The sequence below is a fragment of the Ruegeria sp. CDSB013 genome (genome assembly GCF_059611165.1).
The window spans coordinates 160,147-185,674 of the sequence record NZ_JBXWPA010000007.1 but is presented as its reverse complement, the minus strand read 5'-3'; the positions used below and the strand labels follow the sequence as shown (position 1 = coordinate 185,674).

26 protein-coding genes and 1 tRNA gene are annotated in these 25,528 nt (G+C 55.5%); 12 read left to right on the top strand and 15 right to left on the bottom strand.

All coding sequences use genetic code 11. The features are described 5' to 3' along the window. Nucleotides 1-89: 89 nt before the first annotated feature. The gene (locus AC2FJF_RS13880) at nt 90-974 is read right to left on the bottom strand and encodes a LysR family transcriptional regulator (RefSeq protein ID WP_496725921.1); all 885 of its coding nucleotides are present in this window, start codon (nt 972-974) and stop codon (nt 90-92) included. A gap of 267 nt (nt 975-1,241) precedes the next feature. On the opposite strand from AC2FJF_RS13880, the gene AC2FJF_RS13875 reads away from it, so the two are divergent. From AC2FJF_RS13875 to AC2FJF_RS13855, 5 genes are all read left to right on the top strand, one after another. Beyond that, entirely contained in the window at nt 1,242-2,207 is a 966-nt protein-coding gene (locus AC2FJF_RS13875) for an ABC transporter substrate-binding protein (RefSeq protein ID WP_496725920.1), read from the top strand. A 96-nt stretch (nt 2,208-2,303) separates the two neighbouring features. Continuing rightward, a complete protein-coding gene (locus AC2FJF_RS13870) occupies nt 2,304-3,368 on the top strand; it encodes a quaternary amine ABC transporter ATP-binding protein (protein WP_496725919.1) in 1,065 nt (354 codons plus the stop codon). Then, nucleotides 3,365-4,915, top strand: coding sequence for an ABC transporter permease subunit (locus tag AC2FJF_RS13865; protein WP_496725918.1), 1,551 nt, complete (start codon nt 3,365-3,367; stop codon nt 4,913-4,915). The genes AC2FJF_RS13870 and AC2FJF_RS13865 overlap by 4 nt, the downstream gene beginning before the upstream one ends. Beyond that, nucleotides 4,912-5,631, top strand: coding sequence for an alpha/beta fold hydrolase (locus AC2FJF_RS13860; protein WP_496725917.1), 720 nt, complete (start codon nt 4,912-4,914; stop codon nt 5,629-5,631). Before AC2FJF_RS13865 ends, AC2FJF_RS13860 begins: the two co-directional genes overlap by 4 nt. Before the next feature lie 377 nt (nt 5,632-6,008). Beyond that, nucleotides 6,009-8,063, top strand: coding sequence for an adenylate/guanylate cyclase domain-containing protein (locus AC2FJF_RS13855; RefSeq protein WP_496725916.1), 2,055 nt, complete (start codon nt 6,009-6,011; stop codon nt 8,061-8,063). A 282-nt stretch (nt 8,064-8,345) separates the two neighbouring features. On the opposite strand, the gene AC2FJF_RS13850 is transcribed toward AC2FJF_RS13855, so the two are convergent. The 4 genes from AC2FJF_RS13850 to AC2FJF_RS13835 all read right to left on the bottom strand — a co-directional run bounded on the left by AC2FJF_RS13850 (nt 8,346) and on the right by AC2FJF_RS13835 (nt 10,924). Continuing rightward, on the bottom strand, nt 8,346-9,785 hold the full coding sequence (locus tag AC2FJF_RS13850; protein WP_496725915.1) for a CAP domain-containing protein: 1,440 nt from the start codon (nt 9,783-9,785) through the stop codon (nt 8,346-8,348). Nucleotides 9,786-10,037: 252 nt separating this feature from the next. Continuing rightward, nucleotides 10,038-10,114 (bottom strand) — tRNA-Arg (locus AC2FJF_RS13845). A 21-nt stretch (nt 10,115-10,135) separates the two neighbouring features. Next, on the bottom strand, nt 10,136-10,612 hold the full coding sequence (locus tag AC2FJF_RS13840) for a GNAT family N-acetyltransferase (RefSeq protein WP_496725914.1): 477 nt from the start codon (nt 10,610-10,612) through the stop codon (nt 10,136-10,138). Further along, nucleotides 10,613-10,924, bottom strand: a complete 312-nt coding sequence (locus AC2FJF_RS13835) for an ETC complex I subunit (RefSeq protein ID WP_109312827.1) — start codon at nt 10,922-10,924, stop codon at nt 10,613-10,615. A gap of 154 nt (nt 10,925-11,078) precedes the next feature. Between AC2FJF_RS13835 and AC2FJF_RS13830 the strand changes: the two genes are divergently transcribed. The 4 genes from AC2FJF_RS13830 (at nt 11,079) to AC2FJF_RS13815 (ending at nt 15,769) form a co-directional block, all read left to right on the top strand. Continuing rightward, a complete protein-coding gene (locus tag AC2FJF_RS13830; RefSeq protein WP_496725913.1) occupies nt 11,079-11,558 on the top strand; it encodes an SRPBCC family protein in 480 nt (159 codons plus the stop codon). A gap of 80 nt (nt 11,559-11,638) precedes the next feature. Beyond that, on the top strand, nt 11,639-13,825 hold the full coding sequence (uvrB, locus tag AC2FJF_RS13825) for an excinuclease ABC subunit UvrB (RefSeq protein ID WP_496725912.1): 2,187 nt from the start codon (nt 11,639-11,641) through the stop codon (nt 13,823-13,825). A 77-nt stretch (nt 13,826-13,902) separates the two neighbouring features. Beyond that, nucleotides 13,903-14,970, top strand: a complete 1,068-nt coding sequence (locus AC2FJF_RS13820) for a hypothetical protein (RefSeq protein ID WP_496725911.1) — start codon at nt 13,903-13,905, stop codon at nt 14,968-14,970. 91 nt (nt 14,971-15,061) lie between these two features. After that, nucleotides 15,062-15,769, top strand: coding sequence for an ORF6N domain-containing protein (locus AC2FJF_RS13815; protein ID WP_496725910.1), 708 nt, complete (start codon nt 15,062-15,064; stop codon nt 15,767-15,769). On the opposite strand, the gene AC2FJF_RS13810 is transcribed toward AC2FJF_RS13815, so the two are convergent. The 3 genes from AC2FJF_RS13810 to AC2FJF_RS13800 all read right to left on the bottom strand — a co-directional run bounded on the left by AC2FJF_RS13810 (nt 15,766) and on the right by AC2FJF_RS13800 (nt 16,989). Further along, entirely contained in the window at nt 15,766-16,119 is a 354-nt protein-coding gene (locus AC2FJF_RS13810) for an MmcQ/YjbR family DNA-binding protein (protein ID WP_496725909.1), read from the bottom strand. The genes AC2FJF_RS13815 and AC2FJF_RS13810 overlap by 4 nt on opposite strands. 50 nt (nt 16,120-16,169) lie before the next feature. Then, nucleotides 16,170-16,460: an antibiotic biosynthesis monooxygenase family protein gene (locus AC2FJF_RS13805; protein ID WP_170414756.1), complete on the bottom strand. Its 291-nt coding sequence runs from the start codon at nt 16,458-16,460 to the stop codon at nt 16,170-16,172. 97 nt (nt 16,461-16,557) lie between these two features. Next, complete coding sequence (locus tag AC2FJF_RS13800) at nt 16,558-16,989, bottom strand: excalibur calcium-binding domain-containing protein (RefSeq protein WP_496725908.1); 432 nt, start codon at nt 16,987-16,989, stop codon at nt 16,558-16,560. Nucleotides 16,990-17,103: 114 nt separating this feature from the next. Between AC2FJF_RS13800 and AC2FJF_RS13795 the strand changes: the two genes are divergently transcribed. After that, nucleotides 17,104-17,607, top strand: a complete 504-nt coding sequence (locus AC2FJF_RS13795) for a HugZ family pyridoxamine 5'-phosphate oxidase (RefSeq protein ID WP_496725907.1) — start codon at nt 17,104-17,106, stop codon at nt 17,605-17,607. Here the strand turns inward: AC2FJF_RS13795 and AC2FJF_RS13790 are convergent. Both AC2FJF_RS13790 and AC2FJF_RS13785 read right to left on the bottom strand, forming a co-directional pair. Beyond that, nucleotides 17,592-17,999 (bottom strand): universal stress protein, encoded by a 408-nt coding sequence (locus AC2FJF_RS13790; protein ID WP_496725906.1) that lies wholly within the window; start codon nt 17,997-17,999, stop codon nt 17,592-17,594. The genes AC2FJF_RS13795 and AC2FJF_RS13790 overlap by 16 nt on opposite strands. Before the next feature lie 65 nt (nt 18,000-18,064). Then, the gene (locus tag AC2FJF_RS13785; RefSeq protein ID WP_058278712.1) at nt 18,065-18,391 is read right to left on the bottom strand and encodes an antibiotic biosynthesis monooxygenase family protein; all 327 of its coding nucleotides are present in this window, start codon (nt 18,389-18,391) and stop codon (nt 18,065-18,067) included. Nucleotides 18,392-18,513: 122 nt separating this feature from the next. On the opposite strand from AC2FJF_RS13785, the gene AC2FJF_RS13780 reads away from it, so the two are divergent. Further along, entirely contained in the window at nt 18,514-19,197 is a 684-nt protein-coding gene (locus AC2FJF_RS13780; protein ID WP_496725905.1) for a hypothetical protein, read from the top strand. A gap of 21 nt (nt 19,198-19,218) precedes the next feature. Here the strand turns inward: AC2FJF_RS13780 and AC2FJF_RS13775 are convergent, their stop codons facing one another. The 5 genes from AC2FJF_RS13775 to phhA form a co-directional block, all read right to left on the bottom strand. Next, complete coding sequence (locus AC2FJF_RS13775; RefSeq protein WP_496725904.1) at nt 19,219-21,507, bottom strand: glycosyl hydrolase family 28-related protein; 2,289 nt, start codon at nt 21,505-21,507, stop codon at nt 19,219-19,221. Nucleotides 21,508-21,642: 135 nt separating this feature from the next. Then, nucleotides 21,643-22,044, bottom strand: a complete 402-nt coding sequence (locus AC2FJF_RS13770; RefSeq protein WP_496725903.1) for a DUF4864 domain-containing protein — start codon at nt 22,042-22,044, stop codon at nt 21,643-21,645. 48 nt (nt 22,045-22,092) lie between these two features. Then, a complete protein-coding gene (locus AC2FJF_RS13765) occupies nt 22,093-23,667 on the bottom strand; it encodes a lysine--tRNA ligase (RefSeq protein WP_496725902.1) in 1,575 nt (524 codons plus the stop codon). Nucleotides 23,668-23,788: 121 nt separating this feature from the next. After that, nucleotides 23,789-24,142 (bottom strand): 4a-hydroxytetrahydrobiopterin dehydratase, encoded by a 354-nt coding sequence (locus tag AC2FJF_RS13760; protein WP_496725901.1) that lies wholly within the window; start codon nt 24,140-24,142, stop codon nt 23,789-23,791. A 7-nt stretch (nt 24,143-24,149) separates the two neighbouring features. Continuing rightward, on the bottom strand, nt 24,150-24,950 hold the full coding sequence (phhA, locus tag AC2FJF_RS13755) for a phenylalanine 4-monooxygenase (protein WP_496725900.1): 801 nt from the start codon (nt 24,948-24,950) through the stop codon (nt 24,150-24,152). A 108-nt stretch (nt 24,951-25,058) separates the two neighbouring features. On the opposite strand from phhA, the gene AC2FJF_RS13750 reads away from it, so the two are divergent. Continuing rightward, nucleotides 25,059-25,526: an Lrp/AsnC family transcriptional regulator gene (locus AC2FJF_RS13750; RefSeq protein ID WP_496725899.1), complete on the top strand. Its 468-nt coding sequence runs from the start codon at nt 25,059-25,061 to the stop codon at nt 25,524-25,526. Nucleotides 25,527-25,528 lie beyond the last annotated feature (2 nt).

Sequence of the window (25,528 nt, the reverse complement as noted above, 5' to 3'; positions counted from 1 at the left end):
TCGAAGCTGCATGAGCGCGTCATGGGCGCAATGTTGAAATTCTCATCACTGCTGCCCGCCGAAACAACAGCGCGTAATATGCAGTTCCGCTAAAGCAGGTCCCACAATTTGCGTGCGGTCGCATCAAAGGCGTCAGGGTTAGACAGGGCAGATATGGTTAAAGAGGTGCACCACGTATCGTCGCCAATCGGCACCAGTACTCCATCGGCAAGTTCGGTCGAAATCGCAGTTTCTGGCATCCAGGCAAATCCACTGCCTTTCAAAAGCCGCCGCTTGATCGTTTCGACCAATCCATCGACATAGATCGTCTCGGCATTCAGCATTTGCCGTTCGACTGTGTTCTCAACCACCATTCCTAGAAACGATGATCGCTCATACGCCAGATGTGGAATGGGCGGGCCGTCTGTCTTGCCAAGATCCCACCCGTTGGCCCGGGTTGTTTCAGCGGCGGCGACAGGGACAAGGCGGTCTATTAGTAGGTCTTTTTTTTCGAATGCCGCCTCATCGATCAATGGCGAGACTGAATGGTGATAGTAGCACAGCAAAACGTCGACCGCCCCTTCAACAAGAAGCTCGCAGCAAGTGCTGAGGGAATCAGACACCACACGTGTGCGCAATTCGGGGATTTGCTGCTGCAGTTCTTCAATTCGCGTTGCGAGATAATTGACCGAAATTGTGTGAAGTACCGAAAACCGGATGAACCGGCTGTCCCCGCGATCCGCATCCCGTAACAATTGACGGGTCTCGGACAGTTGTGAAATCGCAGCCAAGGCCACCGGCAGAAACTGTTCTCCGGCGTCGGTCAGACGCACAGGATAGGTGGCACGATTAACCAAAGGAAGTCCAACCCAGTTTTCCAAGGCTCTGATTCTTCGGCTGAAAGCCGATTGCGTGATGTTTCTCTCGTCCGACGCCCGGGTAAAATTCAGGGTTCGGGCAAGGCATTCAAAGTCACGGAGCCAATTCAAATCCATTGTGCGTCCCAGTCTGTCTGCTGTGGTTGACGAGTGTAATCATAACTATGCAATGTTGGAATAGTTTGATGAAATGTTCGAATTGGCCTGCGGAAATCGCTTTGCTCTAGACTTTCAAGTAGGAATCGAAGGCCCGGCCTTGCATCGGACCACTGTCCAACAGCTATGAGGAGGTAATTGCTTTCCGGTCAAATCCATGTGTTGGAGGCACAAAGAGATCAAAAAACTGACGTCGGAACACGGCGCATCTCAACAGAGGAGACTACCATGAGAACCAAACTGAAAACACTGGGTCTGGCGGCTGCAGTCGGCGCGTTTGCGATGCCTGCTCTCGCTGCCGAAGAGGTCAAAATCGGCGTGCCCTCCTGGACTGGCGCACAGGCGATTGCTCATCTTCTGGGTGCTGTGGTTGAAACGCGCATCGGTGGTCAGGTTGAATACGTACCGGGCAACAACGCGACGATTTTCCAGGCGATGGATCAGGGCAAGGGAGACATTGATGTGCACCCCGATGTCTGGCTGCCGAACCAGGAAAGTTTCACCAAGAAATACGTTGACGAAGCGGGTACCGTAACCTTGTCGTCCAACCCCTATGAAGGAAACCAGGGCTTCTGCGTTTCGCAGGACTTCGGCAATAAGATGAAAATCACCGATATTGCTGATCTGGGCCGCCCGGACGTCGCCTCAGCGATGGATAGCGATGGCAACGGCAAGGGTGAGATGTGGATTGGCGCCCCCGGTTGGGCTTCGGCCAATGTCAACGAGGTTAAGACCCGTGACTATGGCCTTCTTGATTTCATCGATCCGATCCGTGCCGAAGAAAGCGTCAAGACCGCGCGCATCAAGGACAGTATCGCCAAAGGCGAAGGTTATGCTTTCTACTGCTATAAACCGCACGCGGTTTGGTACATGTTCGACGTCCAGATGCTGACCGAGCCGACCTTTGATCCGGCCAAATACGTGATGGTACAGCCGTCGGATGACCCTGATTGGTACAGCAAATCCTCGGTTGCCACCAAAGACGCTCTGAAGAACGTTCAGATTGCATGGTCAAATTCGCTTGAAGATCGCTCGCCTGCGATTGCGGAATTCTTTGCCAACTTTGCTCTGACTGCTGATGACGTCAGCGGTTTCGCCTATGAAATCAGTGGCAAGGGCCGTGATCCAGCAGAGGTTGCCCGTGAGTGGGTTGAAGCCAATCCCGACCGGGTCGACGCTTGGTTGGGCCTCTGATCCGGCGTCTGTTAATCATGCCGACACCGTTGATACCATTCGGTGTCGGCTTCTTTCCCCTTTCGCTTTTGCCCCTCAAACTTTGAGATGTCTCGCATGTCCTCTGAACCTGCCGATACCGTTGTCGAAATTTCGAATGTCTGGAAGATTTTCGGCGCGAACCCTCAAGTCGCTTTGCAGGCGATCCATGACCGAGGCCTCAGCAAGGCCGAGATTCTGGCAGAGTTGGGCGCGGTGGTTGGCGTCGCCGATGTCAGCTTGTCGGTGAACCGTGGCGAAATCTTTTGCATTATGGGACTGTCGGGCAGTGGCAAATCCACGCTGGTCCGCCATTTCAACCGCCTTTTGGAGCCTACGGCAGGTAAAATCGAAATCGAGGGCACCGATGTCATGGCCCTTGGCCCGAAAGAGCTTCAGGAATTTCGTAACCGAAAGATCGGAATGGTGTTCCAGAACTTTGCCCTGATGCCGCACCGTTCGGTTTTGGACAATGTGGCGATGCCTCTGGAAATCCGCCAGATTGCCAAGAACGAGCGTATGCGACAGGCGGCAGCCATTCTCGATATCGTTGAGCTGGGCGCTTGGGGATCAAAATTTGCTCATGAATTATCAGGCGGCATGCAACAGCGTGTCGGCTTGGCGCGCGCCCTGGCAGCAAACCCAGATGTTCTATTGATGGACGAGCCATTTTCGGCTCTTGACCCTCTGATCCGACGCCAGTTGCAGGACGAGTTTATTCGCCTGTCCAAAATTTTGAAAAAGACCACGATCTTCATCACCCATGATTTGGATGAAGCGGTTCGTATCGGTGACCGGATAGCAATCATGCGCGACGGCAAGATGGTGCAGATAGGCACCGCTGAAGATATCGTTATGAATCCTGCAGATGACTACGTTGCCGATTTTGTCGCCGGGATTTCGCGGCTTAAAGTCGTGCATGCCCACGCCGTAATGCAACCGCTTGAACAATATACCGCCGCCAACGGACCGGTTCACAGAGATGCTCCACGGGTCGAAGAAGGCGAAACCCTTAGCAATCTGATCAACATGGCGATTGACGACCAAAAACCCATACTCGTGCAGGACGGCGACAGGGACGTTGGCATCATCACACGCGCCGACTTGCTGCGCACCGTGATCGAAGGGACAGAAGTATCATGAGCGAACTCAATGATCTTGGCGTCAACCCACTTGAAGACACGGAAAGCGAAGCTGCCCTTGCCTATGCCGAGGAACGCCGCGACAACATCCATGCCTTTGTCCGCACCAGCCCGGATTACTATATACGGAATTTTGATAAGATCGGTGCCTCGTCCCGCTTCACACCGACCTTCAACATTATGGCCGGATTATTCGGTCCTATCTGGTTCGGCGCGCGTGGGTTGTGGAGCTGGGCGCTGCCGTTCCTGATCCTTGAAACCCTGGGCTTTGTTCAAATCGCGCGTGGTTTGTTTGGGGAACTGGCCGCCGACGCCATGCAGCGTATAGCATCCATTGAAGGCACACTTGAACTGCGCCGCAAACAGCTTGCCGCAGCAATCGAAAGCGGCTCGGACAAGATCGACGTCTATCAGCGCACGGTCGAGTCCCTTGAACAAAACATCGGTGGCATTCGGGCCGAAGCCGATGCGCTTGCCGCCCAAGGCCCTATGATCGTTCTAACCGGGATCGTGATCTTGTTGCTGGTTAAAGCAGTGCAATCCATAGTGGCCAATTGGGCGCTTGAGGCGCGGTTTTCCGATTGGCTGTCGGATCGTTCGATCCGGTCGGCAATGCCAATCACTCATATTGTGTTTAGCGCGGTTTTCATGTTTCTGATCGTCACCGCCGCAATGCTGCACTACAGCTTTCCGGGCCGTTTTTCCCTGCTCAGCCATTTTCCCACCGATCCGGCAATTCGCCTGACCAGCATCCAAGGGGTCGAAGACTTCATCGCTTGGTGTGTACGCAACAGCGAGGCGTTTTTCGACGGGTTGACCTTTGGCATTCGCGCGCTTCTTGACGCGCTTGAGGTCATCCTGGTTCAGACGCCGTGGATCGTGATTGCCAGCCTGATCGTGCTTTTGACATGGCTCACGGCAGGCATCCGCACGGCCATCTATTCAGGGGCTTTTCTGGCGTATATGGGGCTTTTGGGGTTTTGGGAGGGGGCGATGACAACGCTGGCCCTATTGGGTACGGCGGCCTGTCTGTCCATTGTCATAGGGATTCCCTTGGGCATGTTCGCCGCACGCCGCCCACGTTTTTACGCCTTTATCCAGCCGATCATGGATTTTATGCAGACTATGCCTGCCTTTGTCTTCATGGTCCCGGTAATCGCATTTTTTGGTGTCGGCAAACCGGCAGCGGTGGTTGTCACCATGATTTTTGGTGGCACCCCAGTAGTGCGTTTAACCGTCCTGGGCTTGCGGGGTGTGCCCGAAAGCGTGCGTGAGGCGGCAATCAGCTTTGGTGCTAACAAATGGTATCTGTTGACCAAGGTTGATCTTCCTCTGGCGTCCCCATCAATCCGCGCCGGGATCAATCAGACAATTATGCTGTCACTGGCAATGGTCGTCGTGGCTTCGTTGATCGGGGCCAAGGGATTGGGTGAAGATGTCCTAGAAGCATTGCAATATGCCAATGTCGGACAGGGTATACTCGCTGGCTTCTCGATCCTGTTCTGCGCTATGATCCTTGATCGTATCGTGCAGGGCGGGCGCAAATGACACCGGTCGTTTTTGTGCATGGCTTCATGGGCGGAAGCCGACAATGGCAGGGGCAGGCCGATTCAGCAGTCGGGCACGAGATCATCAGCTTAGATTTGCCGGGATTTGGCGAAAATGCTTGTTGGAAAGCGCTGGACAGTATTGGCGACTATGCTGAATGGGTCCTAGGCCAACTGAGCACGCGCGGCATCGGGCGTTTTAACCTGGTCGGCCATTCGATGGGCGGGATGGTCGTGCAAGAAATGGAGGCGCGCGCGCCAGAGAGAATAGGGCGATTAGTGCTCTACGGTACCGGCGCCACAGGAGTCCTTCCGGGCAGGTTCGAGACCATCGGTACATCCAAACGCCGCGCTCAATTGGACGGACCGCAGGCCACCGCCAGACGGATCGCAGCGACCTGGTTTCTAAATCGGGAATATGCCGATGGCTACAAAGACTGTGCCGCCATCGCCGAGCAATGCAGATTGCCGACCATGCTAAATGGGCTAGACGCGATGGAGAACTGGAGTGGTGTCAAGCACCTGGAGAATATCGAGGCCAGAACACTGGTAGTCTGGGGTGACCGTGATCGAACCTACTCATGGAGCCAGACCGAACAATTGTGGCAATCCATTCCCAACGCCAACCTTCTGGTTATGCCGGAATGCGCCCATGCTGCGCATCTGGAAAAGCCTTGGCTCTTTAACAGTGTATTAAAGGATTTCTTTTCGATCTGATGTGGTGTCGATGTGGACGCTGTGTGTAATCAAGCTGTCATTGACGCAATCACGGCGAAAGTCTGTTTCGTCTGCATCGAGTATTCGACCTTTCTGGCTGTTACGCCTGCAGCCAATGTTCGGTTTGACCGGCCGCAGCGCGTCGTGGGTTTGGTGTGGCAAAGGTATGAAAAGGGCCGCATGTTCAACAGTGCGAAGCGTCTGGCAAATTTACTAAGGTTAGATACGGCATTTAGTGTTAAGGCGCTCGCTTCAACAGAGTCCTTTGCTTCCGCCTAACAGTTGCGTGAGATTTCGGGTCTGGGTTTAAGAAAACTTTGCTCTCTTAGCTGTCTCAATTCAATACTGAAACAAGTAGCTTTTCGGCGGAGATTTAATTGCGATTTAGTGTAGGCATTGCGGTGTCAATTCTGGTGGCTGTGTCTATCGGAGTGTCGACGTTTATTGTCCATTCCCTGTGGTGGACGACCGCGCGCGACAATAGCCGCATGCTTGCGGCAGAAATCAACGGCCAGATCGCAAACACTGTCCGTATCGAGGTGGGCGTGACACTCAGGTCAGCCGAAGCCGCCTGGGCGGCCGTTCGTACGATCTTTGTTCAGAACGTCATCGCGACGCGACAGGCCGACAAGCGGGAGTTTGTTTTTCTGTCACAATTGCAGGCACAGCCGAATATCTCATGGATGTTCTTCGGTTGGCCTGACGGGAATTTTTTTGCGTCACATCGCCTGGGTGACGGTGGGCTTGAGATGATTGAAATCGATGAGGGAATCCGCGACCGAATGCTGCGGAAAGACCGCTACATCTTCATTCCCGGTGACATACAGTTCGAAGAGCGGACCTTTACCGAAACATCCTATGATCCGCGCGAACATGCCTGGTTTAGAAACTTCATGGGCCTCAACTCCGCTGGGTGGATCGAAGCGCGCGACCTTCCGGATAGTGACAGAACCGTTTACGCCTATGCCGGTCCGATAGACGTCAATAGAACGCGGCAAGGCGTTCTGGCCGTTGCGATCGAAACGGATCGTTTGTCACGGTTTCTTGCAACGCTTGCGCCCGGCGAATTTGGCGCGGCATTTATCCTGAACGCCGATGGAAAAGTCATTGCGGTCCCCGATGCAGAAGCGGATGAGGTTACTCCGGCGCGCATGGGCGAGGGCAAGCTTTATGAAGTCGCCATGATCTCGGGCGAAAGGCTGTTGGCGGACCCACAAGCAAATGCCTCTGGCACATTGACGAAACGTGTCGTCATTGACGGCGTGCCTTATGCGGTGGCGCTGACGCCTCTGGGGTTTTACGGCTGGCGCGTTGCCACAGTCATACCTGAATCGGCCTTTCTTTCGGGCATCGACGAGACGCTGATCAATCTGATTTACGTTTTGATCATTGTGGTGGTTGTTGCAACCGGATTAGCGATCTGGCTGATCCGCAAAGTTGTGGCAAATCCGCTGGCACGCATCGCCGAGGACCTTGGTAAAATTGAGCGCTTTGACGTCGAGCAAATTGAGCGCAGACCGTCCAAACTGTCTGAGCTTTCCAATCTTTCTGCGGCCACCGCCAGCATGGCGGCTGGTTTGTCGGCATTCCGAAAATACGTACCCACAGATCTCGTGCGCATGCTGCTTGCTGAGGGTATCAAGATACAGCCCGGCGGAGAGATGAAGCAGATCTCTGTTTTATTCTGCGACGTCACGGGTTTCACTGGGCTGTCCGAGAAACTTGGCCCCAAGATTACCCAACTGATGGAGCCCTTCTTTAGCGCGGCCTCCACGGCTATCGCCAAAAATGGTGGGACGATCGACAAATTCATGGGTGATGCTGTGATGGCGTTTTGGGGGGCGCCGCGCAAGGATGTGAATCACGCTGAAAACGCCTGCCGCGCAGCATTGGACCTTGTCGCTGCAGTGGGCGCGTCCGGAATTGAAGATGATGACGGCAATCCCTTGCGTGTCAGGATCGGGCTGAACAGCGGCGAGGCTTTGGTCGGAAACATCGGATCAGAGCAGCGGTTGAACTACACCGCGATTGGCGATGTTGTGAACGTTGCCAGCCGGTTGGAAGGAGCAAACAAAGACTATGGCACGCTGATCCTCATTGGGCCGGAAACGAGACAACAGGCGGCCGGCACAATTGTGGTGCGCGAACTGGACACGCTTACCGTATTCGGACGCATTGAAGAGCTGGTGGTCTACGAACTGATAGCGATGGCAGATGGGTGTGAGGGAGCATTTGCCTGGATAGAGACCTATGAACAAGGCCTTGCGCACTACCGGGCAGGGCGATTTGAAAAAGCTGTTGCCGCATTTGAGGTTGCGGATCGAACACGAAACGGAGATCCCGCCTCAGTCGCCATGATGGCCCGAGCCCAAAGCCTGTTAGACAGGCCTCCACCGGAAGACTGGCGCGCAATTACAAGCACCAAAAAATAGTAGTAGTAATATCCGATCAAATTAAGATGTTTAGGTCCTGGTCTTTTTCGCGGACAAGATACCAACTGATTGCGCGCATGAGTGACGGCGATTTGGGCCGCGTTTCGGGAAAGTCCGACAAGCCGCGTGTTTTATTTGCTCAGCACGCCGCGGTCTGCACAGTTGCAGCGAATGTCCAAAAAAACGGGACGCGACCGCAACATAGTCAAACTTGGCCGAGTGGCCGGTATGGGCCGAAAGTGAATTACAACACGTTAATCAGCGTGCACTCGGCAATTAGGCTTAAACCACCGAAAGCGCGTCATCCTCAAGCCTGGTTACGTTGACCACGACATCCTCGAAATCGGAGTCGCCCCCTCCCGTCAAGTCCTCGAAACCGATGGTCATTGACTGGCCACCCGACACGACACCCGAAAGCGCGTGTTGCTGATCGTCACTGTTCAAGGCCGCCTTTTCGGCATGAAACGTGGTCACGCCAGCAGAGTTTCCGTTCACCGTCAAAACAAAATCAAATTCGTCGTCCACGTCTGCCATGCCACCGTTGCTGGCAACAAAATTCAAGTCATCGCTGTCTGAAAGTGAATTAGCCCAATCTGCACCATCCTGAACGATGAAGAACCCTAGACGGTTTCCGTCCGCCAAATTACTTAGCTCTACCGCGCCATTCGCTTCATTGGTGTTTTCAAACAGCAGGCGCACATTCGCGATTTCGCCGTTACTTAGAATATCATAAACGCCAAGGACATTGTTGAAGTCAGCGGTTCCGAGGTCGACCATCTGTATCCGAAAATCCGTCGCGCCATCGCCTTCGAGAAAGGATTTGTTCACGATGCCATTGATCACGCTGCTGTCAACGCGGACCCCGGGCGCAAGGTCAGGCAGAAATTTAGCATAGCTGACCACGGTGTTTCCATCCTTGGTGATGGCAAAAAAGTCACCGCCCGACTGCCCGCCGTCCAACGAAATCGTCAGATCCGCCCTACCGTCACCATCAACATCGAATTCAACGTTCGAGTTATCGGTCAGGCGAATGTTGGATCGACTAAGCTCGACACCTTCGATAACGAGGGACTTGCCCACACCAAACCCGCTGATAACACTTTGATCCAGTTCTTCCGGCGTCACTCTAAGGGTATCCCCGTCGCCAAATGACAGATTCTCTTGCGAAGATGTCGAAACCGGATCTGCCGGTTCGCCCGGATCGGGAACGACCGGTATCGGATCTGCTGGCGTATCGGAACCACCGGCATCCGAACCGGCGCCGGTATCCAACTGGACACTCGCCGTGGTGCGGGCAAAATTCTGAGTCACAATGACGGCAGGAACGCCGCCGAATGATCCAATTTCAATTCCGATTCCGATGTATGCCAAGTTCGGGTTCAGGATGTTGGCGCGGTGATTGGGGCTGTTCATAAGCGCATTGTGCAAATCGACGACATCGTCTGAAAATCCCGGCTCTCCGCCCTGACTTTGCCAGGCTATGTTCTCGGCAGTCGCCCAAGATCCGGACAATACAAAACCCGCGTCTCGCATGCGCTGGGTGGCCGAGCTGCCACCCTCACCCGTGTGCGAGAAATTGCCGGATTCCAGCATCCACTGGCTGTGCTCTTCGGCCGAAGCGTTCAAGCGGAGTTCCAGCTGAACGGAGTCAAGGCCGCGCGATGCACGTTCTGCATTGATCAAATTAAGCATTTCACGCTCAAGCGTGCTGGCCTGCGACATCGTCCATCCCCTGATTCAGCGCAATCGTCGAAGCAATCTCGTTCAGATTTCGACAAACTGCAGTCGAAAAAGCGCGCGCAAGCTTTAAACGGCAGAGTTTCGCTCGACGGGCTGGTGCGAACGGCGATATTTTGCGGAACACGTGTCCGTTGGATGTAATAGGTTCCCACGTTTACTTTGATAGCTGCCCACTAAAGGCGGCTTAGATCAGGCGATCGATGCGACGATGGTGCCGGGAATGGGGATAATGGTTGGCGATCCCGGAAGGACTCGAACCCTCAACCTGCTGATTAGAAGTCAGCTGCTCTATCCAGTTGAGCTACGGGACCGCTGGGCCCTTCTTGCTGTTTTTAGTTCCCGGGTTCAAGAGCCAAGCGCATAAAGGCGCTGTTCGGGTCGCTTTCATATCCGAAAATCGGACCGCAATAGGAATACCCAAGCCGTTCATATAGCTTACGGGCAGCCGCATATTCCGGCAGATGTTCAGCACCAGTTTCCAGAACCAAAGCCGCCACCCCTTGGATACGGGCCTCAGCTGTCAGGTGGTTCATCATCTGACGCGCCAGACCGCGTCCACGCACCTCCGAGATGATGTGAACGGACTTCACCTCGGCCGTTCCGTCCGGCAACGCCTTTAACGCTCCGCAGCCGACGGGCTGTCCGTCGTCAAACATGGCCCAGAACCTGATGCCCTCGGCAGCCAGAGCCTGGGCATCCATGGTATGGTTGCTTTCCGCAGGTCCGGCAGTTTCGCTATGGGCGAAATGCGCCTCGATCAATGGGCGTAGCGCGTCCGAGGTCGGGTCGGCCTCATGGATTTCGATCATTCAGTGGGTCCAAGGCGCGCGCCGATCGGTGGCGAAATTCTCACCATAGCCGCGCGAACGCAGGTTGGGTTTGCGCTTGTGCGGTTCGCTGACCTGGACTTCGATGCCATTGTCTTTGGCATAATCCAGGGCCTCTTCTTTGGTGTCGAACTTCAGGCGCACTTGAGTTTGCGTATCGTCGGAAGACGTCCAGCCCATCAGCGGATCAACCTCACGCGACGACGCGGGCGCGTATTCCAGAACCCACTTGCGGGTCTTGGCCATCCCCGAAGTCATTGCGTTCCTGGCAGGCTTGTAAATCCGTGCGCGCATGTCGCCCCTCCGTCCTCACTTGGCTGAGATTGTTTATGCGTCAGAGTACAGGCTGGGACAAGATGGGAATTGTCGCGGCTGGTCGCGCCCTGATGTCAGAAACTGTCATCAGGGCCTTTTATAAATCGTGCAACGCCATCAAGAGGACACCAACATGATCCACCATAGAAAAAGCCTGGAAATCGACGCCCGGCCCGAATCCCTTTGGGCCATTCTAAGCCGTTTCATGCAAATCGACGAATTCGCACCACAAGTCGCCTCGGTGGATGCGCTGACGACTGGGCCAGACGGCGTCGGGTCGAAACGGCGTTGCCACTTTGAAAACGGCACCTCGCTGGTCGAGGAAGTGACGGATTGGCAAGTCAACAAAGGCTATCGCGTACGCTTGTCCGAGATGCCGGCGATGCCTTTGACCCAAGCACATGCGACCATCACCATCGAACCCCTCGCGAATGGCCATTCGCGAGTCGTCTGGAGCATGGATTACCAGATGAAATATGGCCTGCTGGGCTGGCTGATGGGTCAAACGCTGATGAAGGCGATGATGGGCCGGGTTCTGGAGAGCAATCTGAAAGCGCTGGCCGACAAGGTGCAATCGGTTCAAATCCCCGATGCACAGTATGCCTATTACTGAAACTGAGTTTCTGAACCGGATCAGGCCTTGCAGTTGGACAAAATAAGAACAAATGTAAGGGCCTGACCCGGAGCCTGCCTATGCCCTATGCCCATTCCGACAAGACACAGCTGACCGCTGATGACGTTCGCGCGCGCCTGAAACTCGAAGGCGGCAAGCAGTTCGTCATGCATACCGAGTTCGCGCCTGCTGGTGATCAGCCAACTGCGATCAAGGAACTGACCAGCGGTATCTTTGACGGCGAAAGAGAACAGGTTCTGCTGGGCGCGACGGGGACCGGTAAGACGTTCACTATGGCCAAAGTGATCGAAGAAACCCAACGCCCTGCGATCATCCTTGCGCCCAACAAGACGCTGGCGGCCCAGCTTTATGGCGAATTCAAAGGCTTCTTCCCGGAAAACTCGGTCGAATACTTCGTCTCCTACTACGACTATTACCAGCCCGAGGCCTATGTCGCGCGGTCGGATACCTATATCGAGAAAGAATCCCAGATCAACGAACAGATCGACCGGATGCGCCACTCGGCCACCCGAGCGCTTTTGGAACGCGATGACGTCATCATCGTCGCCTCGGTGTCTTGCATTTACGGTATCGGTTCGGTCGAAACCTACGGGGCGATGACGCAGGACCTGAAGGTCGGCAATGAATACGACCAGCGGCAGGTGATGGCCGATTTGGTGGCTCAGCAATACCGCCGCAACGATCAGGCGTTTCAACGCGGCTCGTTTCGGGTGCGGGGCGATTCACTGGAAATCTGGCCTGCCCACCTAGAGGACCGGGCGTGGAAGTTCTCGTTTTTTGGTGAGGAGTTGGAAACCATCACCGAATTCGACCCGCTGACCGGCGAACGTGCCGCGTCGATGGAACAGGTGCGGGTCTATGCGAACTCGCACTACGTGACGCCGAAACCGACGATGAATCAGGCAATCATCGGGATCAAAAAGGAACTGCGCATCCGGCTGGACCAGCTCGTCGGTGAGGGCAAGCTACTGGAGGCCCAACGTCTGGAACAGCGCACCAACTTCGATCTGGAAATGCTTGAGGCCACTGGCGTCTGCAACGGGATCGAAAACTACTCGCGCTATCTGACGGGCCGCGCACCGGGTGAGCCGCCGCCAACCCTGTTCGAATTCATCCCCGACAATGCTATCGTTTTCGCGGACGAAAGCCATGTCAGCGTGCCCCAAATTGGCGGCATGTACCGGGGCGACTACCGCCGCAAATTCACGCTAGCCGAACACGGGTTCCGCCTGCCGTCTTGCATGGACAACCGCCCCCTCAAGTTCGAGGAATGGGACGCCATGCGCCCGCAATCCGTCTTCGTCTCGGCAACCCCGGCCAAGTGGGAGATCGAACAGACCGGCGGTGTCTTCACCGAACAGGTGATCCGCCCCACAGGCCTGCTGGACCCCGAGGTCGAAATCCGCCCTGTCGGCATGCAGGTCGACGATCTGCTGGACGAGGTGCGCAAGGTCGCCGCCGATGGCTATCGCACGCTGGTCACCACCCTGACCAAACGCATGGCCGAGGATCTGACCGAATACATGCACGAACAGGGAATAAAAGTCCGCTACATGCACTCGGACATCGACACGCTGGAGCGCATCGAAATCCTGCGCGACCTGCGGCTGGGGGCCTTCGACGTGCTGATCGGCATCAACCTGCTGCGCGAGGGGCTCGACATCCCTGAATGCGGGTTGGTCGCCATTCTGGACGCGGATAAAGAGGGCTTCCTGCGATCTGAAACTTCCCTGATCCAGACCATCGGCCGCGCCGCGCGGAACGCCGATGGCCGGGTGATCATGTATGCCGACAAGATCACCGGCAGCATGGAGCGGGCACTGAACGAAACAAACCGCCGCCGGGCAAGGCAGATCGCCTATAACGAGGAAAATGGCATCACGCCTGCGACGGTGAAGAAAAATGTCGAGGACGTTCTGGCCGGTCTCTATCAGGGCGACGTCGACATGAACCGCGTCACCGCCACCATCGACAAACCAATGCACGGCGCGAACCTCGAGGCGCATCTGGACGGTCTGCGCGACAAGATGCGCAAGGCAGCCGAGAATCTGGAATTCGAAGAGGCCGCCAACATCCGGGATGAGATCAAACGTCTGGAAGCAGTCGATCTCGCCATCGCCGACGACCCCATGGCGCGCCAATGGGCGGTCGAGAAAGCCTCGGAAGACGCAGTAAAATCACGTGGACGGTCAACGGCCGGCAGGCCGGGGCAGCGGGGTGGGAATGTGAAGCGGCGGAAGCGGTGAGTAACCACCGCCATATTCTTGCCTAAGGTGCATGCTGGAGTATAACGCTCACAGTTATTGCAACCATAGGCATTGAAATGAACTGGGCTCTTTTTTTAAGTGATTTAGCTGGCCGAGCATTCGGCCTAATTGGTCTCGTAGCCACTGCTGTCGTTGTCAATGCCTCGTCGGTACATTGGGAGATCGGCAGCGAGGACTTTGTTCTCGTCGCAGGCATCAGCTTGTTTATGTTTGCAATTACAGCGGTGTATCTCGTCCCCTCGCTCTATAATCGGATGCTGAGAAGGTGCGTGTCAGTCGGCCCAAAAGTGGCTTTTGTTATCGCCACTGGAATATGGGTTATCTTGTTGCTTATCGCTGTGAATCAAGGCTTCAAACCACCACGCGGTCTGTACTCGCAGTATTTCCCTCAATCGATTGCATTGTACATAATGGCGTCCTTGTGCTTGCTGTTTGTCGTTTTTATATGTCCATTTGGCCTTACGTTTCGCTCATCTCGTAGGTTTTTCATTGATTCCGGCGACTACGTTGAGCCCCAAAGAGCAGCGGAAATACCTAATGAGCAACTCCGGAAGCGAGATGTTTGGGACCATTTGGTCGAACTCCCATTTTACGTTTTCCTAGTTTTGCCCGGCTTGGCAATGTTCTTCGGAAACGCTGTGCCCACGGCGGAATGGAACGATTGGGTTGGTTCATACTTTTGGATTGCATTCGCTGCGGTTGGCGCAATGACAGTATTGCCCGCGTTCTTGCGAACTCAGCTTAGGCCCCCGCATAATAAACAAAGGCAACAGAGCACTACAAAACGGATCCTGATTTTGATCCTTGGCGGCCCGATAGTTTCATTCTTGGCGCTATGGGCGCTTTGGCATCATGGTGTTCCGTTCGCATGGAATTACCTAACGCAGAATCCTGTAAAGACGATCGAGTACGAAGTTGTGAGTGTTTCTACCAGCCGCAGAACTCGTGGCTGCGTGGACTTCAAGCCCGTACATGCACCCGACCTTGAAGTGTTGAACTGCGGCGTTGACAGTTACTGGGCTTCCAGATTGCAGCCCGGTGACACTGTTAATATTTCGGGTGAACTCAGTTGGTTTGGGCACAGCTTTGATCACATTGAATTGGAAAGCAAACAGTTGGATTGATGTCGCATCATGCCCGCCACACTTCAACCTTGCAGCCCAGCACGGGCTGCGTCACCTTTGAAATCACAAATTGTGATTCCAAACGGTTGCCATGACGAACCCCAAAAACCTGCCCAGCACGCATGAGGTCCAAAGCGCCATTCACCGAGTGCGCGGCACCCGTGTGGTGCTGGCCGAGGATCTGGCACAGTTCTACGGAAAATCCGTCAGCGCGTTCAATCAGGCCGTATCGCGCAACAAGGATCTGTTCGAGGGCTACCGCTTTCAGCTGACCGATGCCGAGGTCGGTGATTTGCAATCACAGAATGTGATCTCTAAGCCCAAGGGTCGCGGTGGGCGGCGGGTCAATCCGTGGGTCTATACGGATTACGGCGTGGCCATCGCCTCGGCCCTGTTCAAGGACCCGCGCGCCATCAAGATCACGCGGATGATTACCGAGGCCTTTGTCGACGGCGCAAACGCTCTGGCCGAGACCCCGCGCAGCGTGCCGGAAATCCTACCGCCCGCGGACGCCCTCGCCCCGCTGCTGCCCAATGGCGATCAGCTGCGCGATCTGGCCGAAAACATCCTCGATTCCGGGCAACAGAGCCTTGTCGACTATATCGCCAACCCCACCACCAAGCGTCAACAAGCGGTGGCGATGATCATGAAAACTCTGGCTGAGACCGCAGGCGAAGAGGTGCGCACCCAGCAAGAACGCCTGCGCCTGCGCATTGCCGAGCGTCTGGCCACCGGTGACTACACGGATGACGGCGACCGAAAACAACTGCTGGAATTGCTGCAGGCGATGAAGGGCTAAACACCCAATTCCGCCCGCAATTTCTTGGTCAGCTTGGCCACGACCAGATCATAGGACGTCACGATATGCTCGCGCAGCGACGCATCGCTCATGCCGCGTTCGTCATAGACCTGTAGCCATTTCATACCCCGCGACGCCAGATAGGGCGCTGGGCGGATGCCGGGTTCGCCCCCCAGCACTTCAAAGGCCAGATCGGTTGCTTTGAAGGTGAAGGCATCCTTGCCGTCATTCCAGCCACAGAGCGCAAAGACCTTGCCACCCACTTTCCATACATCCGCATTGCCCCATTGCACTACATGGGTGGTGGCCTTGAGGTTGGCACAAAAGCTGTTGAATTCATCGCGGGTCATCAGCCCAATTTTGGCGATTGCGTGTCTTTTGGCAAGCGCTGGGCGAGGTATTATCCCTTGTCCCAGTGGACCACGACGTCATACCCTGCAGGCGACGGCGGACCTTCGAGAAACTCGGCAAAATGTCCCCAAAGTTTGGCCACTTTGGACGCGTTCGCGTTTGATGTTTCCTCGCTTTGGACAACTGCGACGACAAATCCGGTACCGTCTTCATTCATGACATTGGTAAAGCTGTGCATGCCTTCCATGCCCATAATCTGATCTTTCAATTCATTCATTTTGGCCTCGGCAGCATCCCGCATGCCAGGCTTCATTTTAAACTGCGTAATACGTGCAAACATGACTTTCCTCCCTTTCAGGGCGAAATCCCCCACAGACGGCCGAAGCGGCGCGTCACGCGCACTATAGCATAGATTCGAATGTTTCGGATCGAGGTGATCAGGGCCGGACGAACTTGGCCGAACCCACCTGCCGTTGAGGCGCCGTCGCAGCCGGTTGAGGGTCCGCAGCCGGTTGGGGGATTGCGAACTGAGGAGCCGTCGCCCCGCAGGCCACACCATCTCCATCCGTATCGTTGCGCGTGTGGTATCCCGGCTCACCGTCCCAGTACGGCCCCGGCACCAAGGCTTCGGCGGCCTGGCAGCCAGCCAAGGCCACCAGATGCAACAGGGCATCGGGGCCTTCGAATTCTGATGTCCGCAAAAAAACACCCACCGCGATCGCCGCAGTGGTCGCGGGCAACATAAGGATCATGATAATAATACGAAAAGGCGACAGCGCCCGTCTGCGCTGCGCATCCGCGCGCCGATTTCGCGCTGCGGCTCTTGAGTTTTTCTTATTCGAGCCTTGCTCGGAATCATTGAGCGCCATACCGGACACCTAACCCGGATTTGTGGCAAAACCGAGACCCGAATGTCCCTCTCGCGTATAGGTCGCTATGCGGATAATGTTGCATCCGGATGTACCTCCAGGGCTAAAATACCGATGACCAAAACCGACCCGTATCGCCCGGTTGATGAAACAGCCTGCCAAATGGCCCGCGACCTGATCGAAAACGCGACGTTCGGCGCGCTGGCCGTGTTGCACCCTGATACGGCTTTACCTTCTGTGTCGCGCGTAGCCCTTGCAACGGATGATCGGGGGCGGCCGGTCACGTTGATCTCAACCCTGGCCGACCATACCCGGGCACTGACCACCAATCCGGCCTGTGCACTGTTGATTGGTGAACCCGGTGATACAGGCGATCCGTTGACGCACCCAAGGCTGACGCTGCATGCCAACGCGCAGCTCGTCGCCAGAAAGACAGAGAAACACGCCGCGCTGCGCGCCCGGTATCTGAGCCTGAGGCCCAAAGCCAAGCTTTATGCGGACTTCACCGATTTCGGGTTTGTCACGTTCACCATTTCCGATGCCGTTTTGAACGGCGGCTTTGGCAAGGCATGGCGCCTTGCCCCAACCGATATCTGGACCGATCAGCGCACCACATGAACGGCGCAGGCCGCATGGCGCACCACATGGTTGGTCGTAGAACCCAGCAACAAATCCTGCATCCCGGGACGGTGAGACGCCATGATGATCAGGTCGGGCTTATGTTCGACCGCCCAATCAAGAATTGTCCGGCCCGAATGACCCTCGACCAGAACACCATTGGCGTTGGGCAGTTTTTCGGCAAGCGCGTCCAGTTCCATCTGCAGCGCCTTACGTGCCTCGGCCAGATACTCTGGCGGCATGTAGGAAATGGCGTAACTCGGGATGTGTTCGACCACGTGCAGCAACGTGACCTGCGCATCCGATGTCGCCAGTATTTCGGCCAGCTTCAACGGCCCCGAGATATCCCTTTCGGCATCAAAGGAAATGGGGACAAGAATATTGTGATACATGACGCGCACCTCCGTTTTCACGCCTGAATCCTGCACCATCTCAGGCTGTTAGGCATTGATTCAGATCAGGCTCCACCAAAAGTCCCGGCCACCTCATACATCACCGGCTCAAAACTTTTGCACAGCTCGTTAATCTGCCGATTGCGGTTTCGCATTTCCGTGGTGCGCAGCATGGCCAGAAAATCCTCGCGGCGTTCCCATTGCGAATAGTTGGCGATCCGCGTCTGCGCGTCATTCACGTGCAGTCCCGCAGCGACAAATCCGGGCTGTTTCGAGATGAATTCCGCATAAGCGTCCGTCAGAGCTTCCAGCAAGTCCTGGCAGGTGCCGGGCGTCATCTCAAAGGTCGTGATAACTGTCTGGACGCTGGCGTCTTTGGCAATCTTCGGCATCTGGATTCTCCTCTATCTGTTTCAAACTTAACATAGGTTTTGAAAAGGTCTTGTGTTTCCTTTGTCATTTAGCGGCATCAAGTTCCTGCGGATTTGGGTCAAATCCTAACGATCTGTTAACCATGCTGGCGGATGCTGCGCGCATGCGCCGGGTTTCAATCCTTCTGATTTTGTTGTTGGCAGCCTCACCAGCCTGGTCTGGCGCTTGGTTGCGGGACAAGGGCGCAGCTTTTGTATCGACTGCCGTAACGGCGTTTAAGGATCCGGATTACGGATACGACTACAAAGGGTCATTTTATGCCGAGTACGGGTTGCGGGAGAAGCTAACGCTTGGCCTGGACGTTGAAGAGCACCGCGACATTTATGGGCATGCTCTGGTGTTTGCCCGCTTGCCTGTCGCCGAATTCGAAAAGTCAGGGCGCTTTGCTGCCGAGATTGCAATCGGAGCCCATCATCGCCAGATGCGAGCCTGGGCCTTGTACAAAGCCACGCTTTCGTACGGCAAGGGGTTTCAGACCGGCTGGGGCAATGGCTGGATTGCCATTGACGCTGCGCTGGAATTTCGAACGCATGATGCGGTATATCGCAAGTTGGACCTTACTGCAGGCCTGTCATCCCCGCGCCTTATTAACCCCCTGCTGCAAATCGAAACCGCGTACCAAAAAGACCAACCCCTGCACTGGAGGATCAAGCCCTCGATCATGATCCGCACCAAGGACAGCCCCACCACATGGGTTCTGGGCTTAGAGCGCAATGATGCCCGCAAAAATACGGGCATCAGGCTGGCTATCTGGAATACATTCTAAAACGCCCGTGATCGGTGCCGTTTAGTATTCCATACGCATGATGGCCGACACCGACCCACTGACGGGCAAAGGCCAGCGCATTTGGATAGTGTCTTGAATTGCGCCCTGCTCTAGCTCGACATAGGGCGTGGCGTGAACGATCTGCCCGCCCGCATTTCTGAGCGGCCCCAACACCGTAACCGCATCGCACCCGCGTGCCTTGCCGCCAAAGGGCAACCGGCCGTCAGCAGGAATGGTCCAAACCGAGGATGCCGATTGCTGCGAGCGTCGGATTCGCAACGGGTTTTCCACCTTTGCGTTGATGCCATTGAACGTGTTGTCTTCGAAAATCACGTTCAGATGCGCGGAATGGTTCAGATCGGCAAAGCTGGTATCAACGCGGTCGGCCCGGTCGATACGACCGCTGCTTGACCTGAATTTGTTCCCGGTCACGACCACTCCGTTCAGATAGTGCCCGGCCCCATGCGGGCGAATGACGATCTGACTGAACCACGGCGCGACTTCGCTTGCATAAAAGATGTTGTCCGAAATTGTCATCGAACTGAAGGAATATCCGCTTGTGTAGACCGGGTTTGCATCCCGCTCGTTGGTCCACTCGACAAAGCAGTTGTCGACATAATTTTCGGAAATGGTCGAGCTGTTATAAGTCCCGGTCATGATCAGCCCGGCACTGCGGATACCCTGCGGAATGCTGTCTCCTTGGAAAAAGTGGTTGCCTAAAATCAGGTTGTTGGATCCGGCCAACACAGCAAAATGCAGGAACCGCACAGCGCGATTGTGCCGTAGTTTGATATCGTTTGCATTGGCATTCAACGCAATGGATTTGCGGTCGGACACGTTGAAGGATTCTTCGGTCGACAGGAACTGGCAATTGTCGATCAACATCCCCTGACATCCGGTCCCGTGCGAGCTGATGCCGCGATCTTTGGGCCGGCTGATAAAGCAATTCGTCACCGCGAAGGTACTGCCGGACGGCGCAAGCCGGATCGCGCTGCTGCGGCCGTTGCACTGAAATTCGATCTCTTCCATACCAAATTTGCGCAACGTACTGAAACCGCTGAAATCCAACAGGTATTTGAACGACTGGAACGTGAAGGTTTGCGTCCCCGCCGCATCAAAGAGCGGGTCATTCAGCCTGATCTCTCCGGCACCGACATCCTTGGAGCGCACATAGATTTCACGCCCAACACCATTGCCCTGCACCAGCGCGCCAACCGGAATATTGGCGATGTTCTCCACATTGGTCAGCTTGGTCGAATCCGCCGGGTTGTAGGTTGCGACCGAGGTGAACGTCTCGGTATCCCAGGCCGCACTGCTTTTGACATCGAACTGCCCGTTACGGATGATGCGCCGGGTCGAAAAACCGCCCTGCCGGTTCGGAACGGCGGCGGCCATGTTAATCGGCGCCGTAACCGAGATTTTACGCCCGCCCATATCCAGCGATTCATGGTCCGAATTGTTCAGCAACGCCTGAAACGCTTTTTTGAACGCCAGTTCTTCATCCCCAAATGCCGCGATATACGCTGGAAGGTCGAAGTTCTTTGTCAACAATAACATCTTGTCGTCAGGCATGGTGATGGTGCCTTCAAAATCCATCTCGGACGACATCGATGTGTTCTGCGCCAGCAAATACGTCCCCTTCGGAACATAGATCCGGCGACCGCCGGCCGCCTGATCCGCTGCTTCGAACGCTACGGAATCGTCGACGACGCCATCGCCGATTGCACCATAATCACGCACGTCGACAGTGCTGATCATTTCGCGCAGGAAGATGCTGGTGACATCGGTGATCTCGATATCATCGACCCGAACGAGCGAACCGTTGGCACCATCGATATTCAGGCCGAAATGCCCATAAAGCGCAGCAACGCCCCAGGGCATGTCGACGCCCGAGCGTTGACCATTGCCAACGATAGCTGTGATTTCATGGACGGTGCCATAGCCCGATAGCTGCGTGACCGGCCCCTGATCAACGACGCCGTTTACCTGCTGGTCACCTGCCCCGCCAGCCCAGGCCGCAATACGAACCTGGGGCAAAGGACCGCTGATGGCTTTGACACGTGCTTTGATTTGCAAATAGCACCCCGGGATCAGGGGCGTCTGTCCCATGTAGCGAAGCTGCTGGGTTGCCTGCACCTTCAGGATTTCAAGGCAACCGCCGAAATCCGGGTCTGCCGGAACGAATGCCCCATTCGGTGCCCCATTATAGGTTGGCGAACCCGGTGTCCCGTCGCCTCTGGACCAGACGCTCAGACCATTCGCGAAAGCAGGCGGCATGAAGACGATGCCGTCGGTGATTGCCTTGTTCATAGAAATCCCTTTCCCAATCGCCCGCAGCAGGTCGCCGCGCGCACAAACCCAGTGTCCGGGGCTGCCCGAACGCAAAAGTCTGAGTACCGAATAGGGATTAACCGCCGCTCATATCACCGTGACGGTGGTGTTGCATCATGCAGCTGGATCTGAATTTCCCAAAAGCTGCACACCATTGATCTTCCAGCCGTTTTCCTGCCGAACCATCTGATAATCCAAAACGTGCACTTGTCCATTGCCATCCGTGACCATAACCTTCTGCCACAATGCGCCAGCAACCTCTCGCAGTTCCAGAAAGCGAACATCTGCAGGTCTCCAGACCATGGGATAGCCATTGCGAACCATCGCTCCGAAATTCTCAGGCGTTCCGAAAAAGCTCTGGATGTTGGGGCTTGCGAAGGTAAAGGCAGTGGCAAAATCATCCGCCTTAAACGCCTGTATTTGCGCCGCAATATTTGCCTCGATCTCGGCACTTTGGGCAAACGCGCCCGTAGCCAGTCCGGCACTGAGTGATACAGCAAGTAGTAAACGACGCATGGGGTCACCTCCTGATGAAAGGGTAGCCCCATGCGGTATTAGGTCAAATCAGACCAGCTCTCCGACCAATGCTTTTTCGATCAGTGCGATGGTTTCGGGCACGCCGTACAGGGCGATGAAACCACCAAAGCGTGGACCCTGCGAGGCACCAAGCAGCACCTCATAAAGCGCAGTGAACCAACCGCGCATCGGGTCGAACCGTTCGCGTCCGATGGAATAAACCACGGATTGTAGCGCCTCGTCCTCAATCGGACCATCATAAGCCTCAAGCGCGGCTTTCAGTGCTTCCAGCGCTTCGCGTTCCTGATCGGTCGGCGCGCGGTGCTGGCGGGTGGGTTTGACGAAATCGTTGAAGTAGCGCACCGCAAACCCCGCAGCCTGATCCAGATCAGGATGGGTGTCGGGCGTGGCCTCGGGTGCATAGCGACGGATAAAGCCCCACAGCGCCTCTTTGTCCTCGGCCCCGGAAACCGACGCCAGATTCAACAACATCGCAAACGGAACGATCAGAGTGGATTCCGGAACGTCCCCACCGTGAATATGCCAGACGGGATTGTTCAGCTGCGCTTTCAGCTCCTGCCCTGGATAGGCTCGCAATTGCTGGTGGTATTCGTCGTAAGCTTTCGGGATCACGTCAAAATGCATACGCTTCGCCGTCTTGGGCTTTTGATACATGAAGTATGCCAGCGACTCCGTCGGCGCATAGGTCAGCCATTCATCAATCGACACACCATTGCCCGACGATTTGGAAATCTTCTGACCGTTTTCGTCCAGGAACAGCTCATACGAGAAATGCTCGGGCGCACGCCCGCCCAACGCACGGCAAATCGCGTCATAGATCTTTTCGTTCGTGGCGTGTTCCTTGCCGTACATCTCGAAATCAACGCCCAGCGCAGCCCAGCGCGCGCCGAAATCCGGCTTCCACTGCAGCTTGACGTGGCCGCCTGTGACAGGAACCGTCCATTCTTTACCGGTCTCATCGTCAAAGGTCACGGTGTAGGTCTCAGCACAGACCTTTTTCATCGGCACATACATGACCCGCCCGCTTTCGGGGTGCAGCGGCAGGAAGATCGAATAGGTCTGCTTACGTTCGTCCCGCAGGCTTTTGAGCATGATCGCCATGATCTCGTCATAACGCTCAACCGCACGCTTCAGGATCTCGTCAAACCGTCCGGACTCGTAGAATTCCTTGGCCGAGTAGAATTCATACTCGAAACCAAACGTATCCAGAAAACGGCGCAGCATCGCGTTGTTATGTTCGCCAAAGCTGTCATGCGTGCCGAAGGGATCTGGCACCGAGGTCAGCGGGCGCTGCAAGTGCTGTTCCAGAATCTCGGGGTTTGGCACATTGGTTGGCACCTTGCGCATGCCGTCCAAATCATCCGAGAAACAGATCAGCTTCGTCGGGATGTCCGACAGCGCCTCGAACGCGCGTTTGACCATCGTCGTTCGCGCCACTTCGCCAAACGTGCCGATATGCGGCAGACCTGAGGGACCATAGCCCGTTTCAAACAGCACGTATCCCTTTTCCGGAGCACCTTTCTGATAGCGTTTGAGCAACCGGCGCGCCTCTTCAAAAGGCCAGGCCTTGGACGACATCGCGGTTTCACGCAGTTCAGACATCAGATTTGCTCCATCGGGAAAAACAGTGTCGGTCGCCCGATGCAACCGACCGACCCCTCCTATTGTGCCGGTGCAGCATGAGTCAATAAAGCGCGCTGTTTTTCCTGATGGAAAGGACGATTTAAGCTGTCAACTGGTCCAGTTTCGCAGCCCAGATAAAGTCATTTTCGCTGAGGCCGCCGATTTCGTGGGTCGTCAGTTTGACATCCACATATCCCCACCCGAAGCAGACATCCGGATGGTGCCCCTGCTGATCGGCCAACCAAGCGCAGAGATTTGCAAGATAGGTCGCCTTGGCAAAGCCTTTGAACTTGAAGTGCCGGCTCAGCATCTTTGCATCCACGTCCAGTTGCCAGTCGGACGAGAGCTCCGCAAAATGGGTGTTGGCCTCATCGCGAGTCAAAGCCGGGACGCCGCCGGAACAGGGCACACAAGTACGGTCCGACAGACTGCAGGTTTCTCCTGATGTGGTCATGATCCGTTTACTCCGCTGCGGTTGCTTTTTCCGGAAACTTGTTCGGCAGCAATCCAAGGGATTGAGCTTTGCGCACGTCCTGCAATAGGTCGCGCTCGGCAGCTGCAAACAACTCCTCAGGTGAGTTTAACACGAAATAGCCCATTTGGTGCATGTCGATCCGATAGGGCGTGCGCAGGATTGCCATAATGTCGAACGGGCCCCGATCGGGGATATCGCTCTCGACAGCATAGACAAGCTCGGTCGGCGAAGACGCAAGCCCTGAGCCCAGTGCCCTGATCTCACCATCCTGACGACGCAGACCAAATTCGATTGAGAACCAGTACAGTCGGATCAGCCAAGAGTAATCCTTGTCGCTGGCCTGTACCCCGGCCTTCCCAATGGCATGGCTGAAAGCCGCAAAGCGGGGATCGCTCAGCAGGGGCGTATGACCGAATATCTCGTGAAAGATGTCAGGCTCTTCGATATAGTCGAAATCTTCGCGCGAGCGGATAAAGGATGCGGCGGGAAAGACCCTGTCCGCTAGCATGCCGAAAAAAGTCTTGAACCCGATCAGCGCAGGCACCGGTTGGACCCGCCAGCCGGTCATATCCAGAAGCCGTTCAGAGATATCGGCACAAGACGGCACGGTGGTTTTTGGCAGGTCCAGTCTTTTCAACCCGTCCAGATAGTCCTGCGCCATATAGCGCTGAACGTTTTCCTCTTGGGCCGCGTAAAGGTCGGCCCAAACCGCATCCTCTTCTGATGTGTACGCGATATGGCCGCGCGCATCGGCGATCTTGGCGATATATTTGGTCGACTTGGGCATCACTTTTTCTCCTTGTGAAGAGTTTACCCCCTTGGATTGAGAAAATTGGTTTAAAGTCGCTGATAAATCTGGAAGTTTTGGCAAATACATATCGCGGAGTGATTTTTTATGAAACAAACGCTTCAATCTGCCGACATCGCTATTTTGCAAGAGCTTCAAATGGATGGCCGCCAATCCATGCAGGACCTAGCAGATCGCACAGGGCTATCCGCGTCGCAATGTTGGCGGCGAGTGCGCGACCTTGAGGCCACTGATATAATCTCTGGCTACACAGCGCAGGTGCGCGCCAAATCCGTTGGGCTGAACGCCATCGCCTATGTCCACGTGGCTCTGCGCGAACATCAAGAGGACAGCATCAATGCGTTCCTGCGCCTGATTGAAACCGAACCTCAGATCGTCGAGTGTGCCTCGATCACCGGAGATCATGATTTCATTCTGAAAGTCTACGCCAAAACCCCAGAGGAACTCGAGCACTTTATAATGCAGCGGCTTTTGAAATCCGGACTTGTGCGTGACACGCGCAGCAACTTCGTGCTGCGACAGAACAAAACCCGCGGTCCTTTGCCCATTCTCTAGCT

Bases quoted from the DNA above. Each gene is read 5' to 3' on its own strand.
- AC2FJF_RS13880 (WP_496725921.1), bottom strand. From the start codon at position 974: ATGGATTTGAATTGGCTCCGTGACTTTGAATGCCTTGCCCGAACCCTG.
- AC2FJF_RS13875 (WP_496725920.1), top strand. From the start codon at position 1,242: ATGAGAACCAAACTGAAAACACTGGGTCTGGCGGCTGCAGTCGGCGCG.
- AC2FJF_RS13870 (WP_496725919.1), top strand. From the start codon at position 2,304: ATGTCCTCTGAACCTGCCGATACCGTTGTCGAAATTTCGAATGTCTGG.
- AC2FJF_RS13865 (WP_496725918.1), top strand. From the start codon at position 3,365: ATGAGCGAACTCAATGATCTTGGCGTCAACCCACTTGAAGACACGGAA.
- AC2FJF_RS13860 (WP_496725917.1), top strand. From the start codon at position 4,912: ATGACACCGGTCGTTTTTGTGCATGGCTTCATGGGCGGAAGCCGACAA.
- AC2FJF_RS13850 (WP_496725915.1), bottom strand. From the start codon at position 9,785: ATGTCGCAGGCCAGCACGCTTGAGCGTGAAATGCTTAATTTGATCAAT.
- AC2FJF_RS13840 (WP_496725914.1), bottom strand. From the start codon at position 10,612: ATGATCGAAATCCATGAGGCCGACCCGACCTCGGACGCGCTACGCCCA.
- AC2FJF_RS13835 (WP_109312827.1), bottom strand. From the start codon at position 10,924: ATGCGCGCACGGATTTACAAGCCTGCCAGGAACGCAATGACTTCGGGG.
- AC2FJF_RS13830 (WP_496725913.1), top strand. From the start codon at position 11,079: ATGATCCACCATAGAAAAAGCCTGGAAATCGACGCCCGGCCCGAATCC.
- uvrB (WP_496725912.1), top strand. From the start codon at position 11,639: ATGCCCTATGCCCATTCCGACAAGACACAGCTGACCGCTGATGACGTT.
- AC2FJF_RS13820 (WP_496725911.1), top strand. From the start codon at position 13,903: ATGAACTGGGCTCTTTTTTTAAGTGATTTAGCTGGCCGAGCATTCGGC.
- AC2FJF_RS13815 (WP_496725910.1), top strand. From the start codon at position 15,062: ATGACGAACCCCAAAAACCTGCCCAGCACGCATGAGGTCCAAAGCGCC.
- AC2FJF_RS13810 (WP_496725909.1), bottom strand. From the start codon at position 16,119: ATGACCCGCGATGAATTCAACAGCTTTTGTGCCAACCTCAAGGCCACC.
- AC2FJF_RS13805 (WP_170414756.1), bottom strand. From the start codon at position 16,460: ATGTTTGCACGTATTACGCAGTTTAAAATGAAGCCTGGCATGCGGGAT.
- AC2FJF_RS13800 (WP_496725908.1), bottom strand. From the start codon at position 16,989: ATGGCGCTCAATGATTCCGAGCAAGGCTCGAATAAGAAAAACTCAAGA.
- AC2FJF_RS13795 (WP_496725907.1), top strand. From the start codon at position 17,104: ATGACCAAAACCGACCCGTATCGCCCGGTTGATGAAACAGCCTGCCAA.
- AC2FJF_RS13790 (WP_496725906.1), bottom strand. From the start codon at position 17,999: ATGTATCACAATATTCTTGTCCCCATTTCCTTTGATGCCGAAAGGGAT.
- AC2FJF_RS13785 (WP_058278712.1), bottom strand. From the start codon at position 18,391: ATGCCGAAGATTGCCAAAGACGCCAGCGTCCAGACAGTTATCACGACC.
- AC2FJF_RS13780 (WP_496725905.1), top strand. From the start codon at position 18,514: ATGCTGGCGGATGCTGCGCGCATGCGCCGGGTTTCAATCCTTCTGATT.
- AC2FJF_RS13775 (WP_496725904.1), bottom strand. From the start codon at position 21,507: ATGAACAAGGCAATCACCGACGGCATCGTCTTCATGCCGCCTGCTTTC.
- AC2FJF_RS13770 (WP_496725903.1), bottom strand. From the start codon at position 22,044: ATGCGTCGTTTACTACTTGCTGTATCACTCAGTGCCGGACTGGCTACG.
- AC2FJF_RS13765 (WP_496725902.1), bottom strand. From the start codon at position 23,667: ATGTCTGAACTGCGTGAAACCGCGATGTCGTCCAAGGCCTGGCCTTTT.
- AC2FJF_RS13760 (WP_496725901.1), bottom strand. From the start codon at position 24,142: ATGACCACATCAGGAGAAACCTGCAGTCTGTCGGACCGTACTTGTGTG.
- phhA (WP_496725900.1), bottom strand. From the start codon at position 24,950: ATGCCCAAGTCGACCAAATATATCGCCAAGATCGCCGATGCGCGCGGC.
- AC2FJF_RS13750 (WP_496725899.1), top strand. From the start codon at position 25,059: ATGAAACAAACGCTTCAATCTGCCGACATCGCTATTTTGCAAGAGCTT.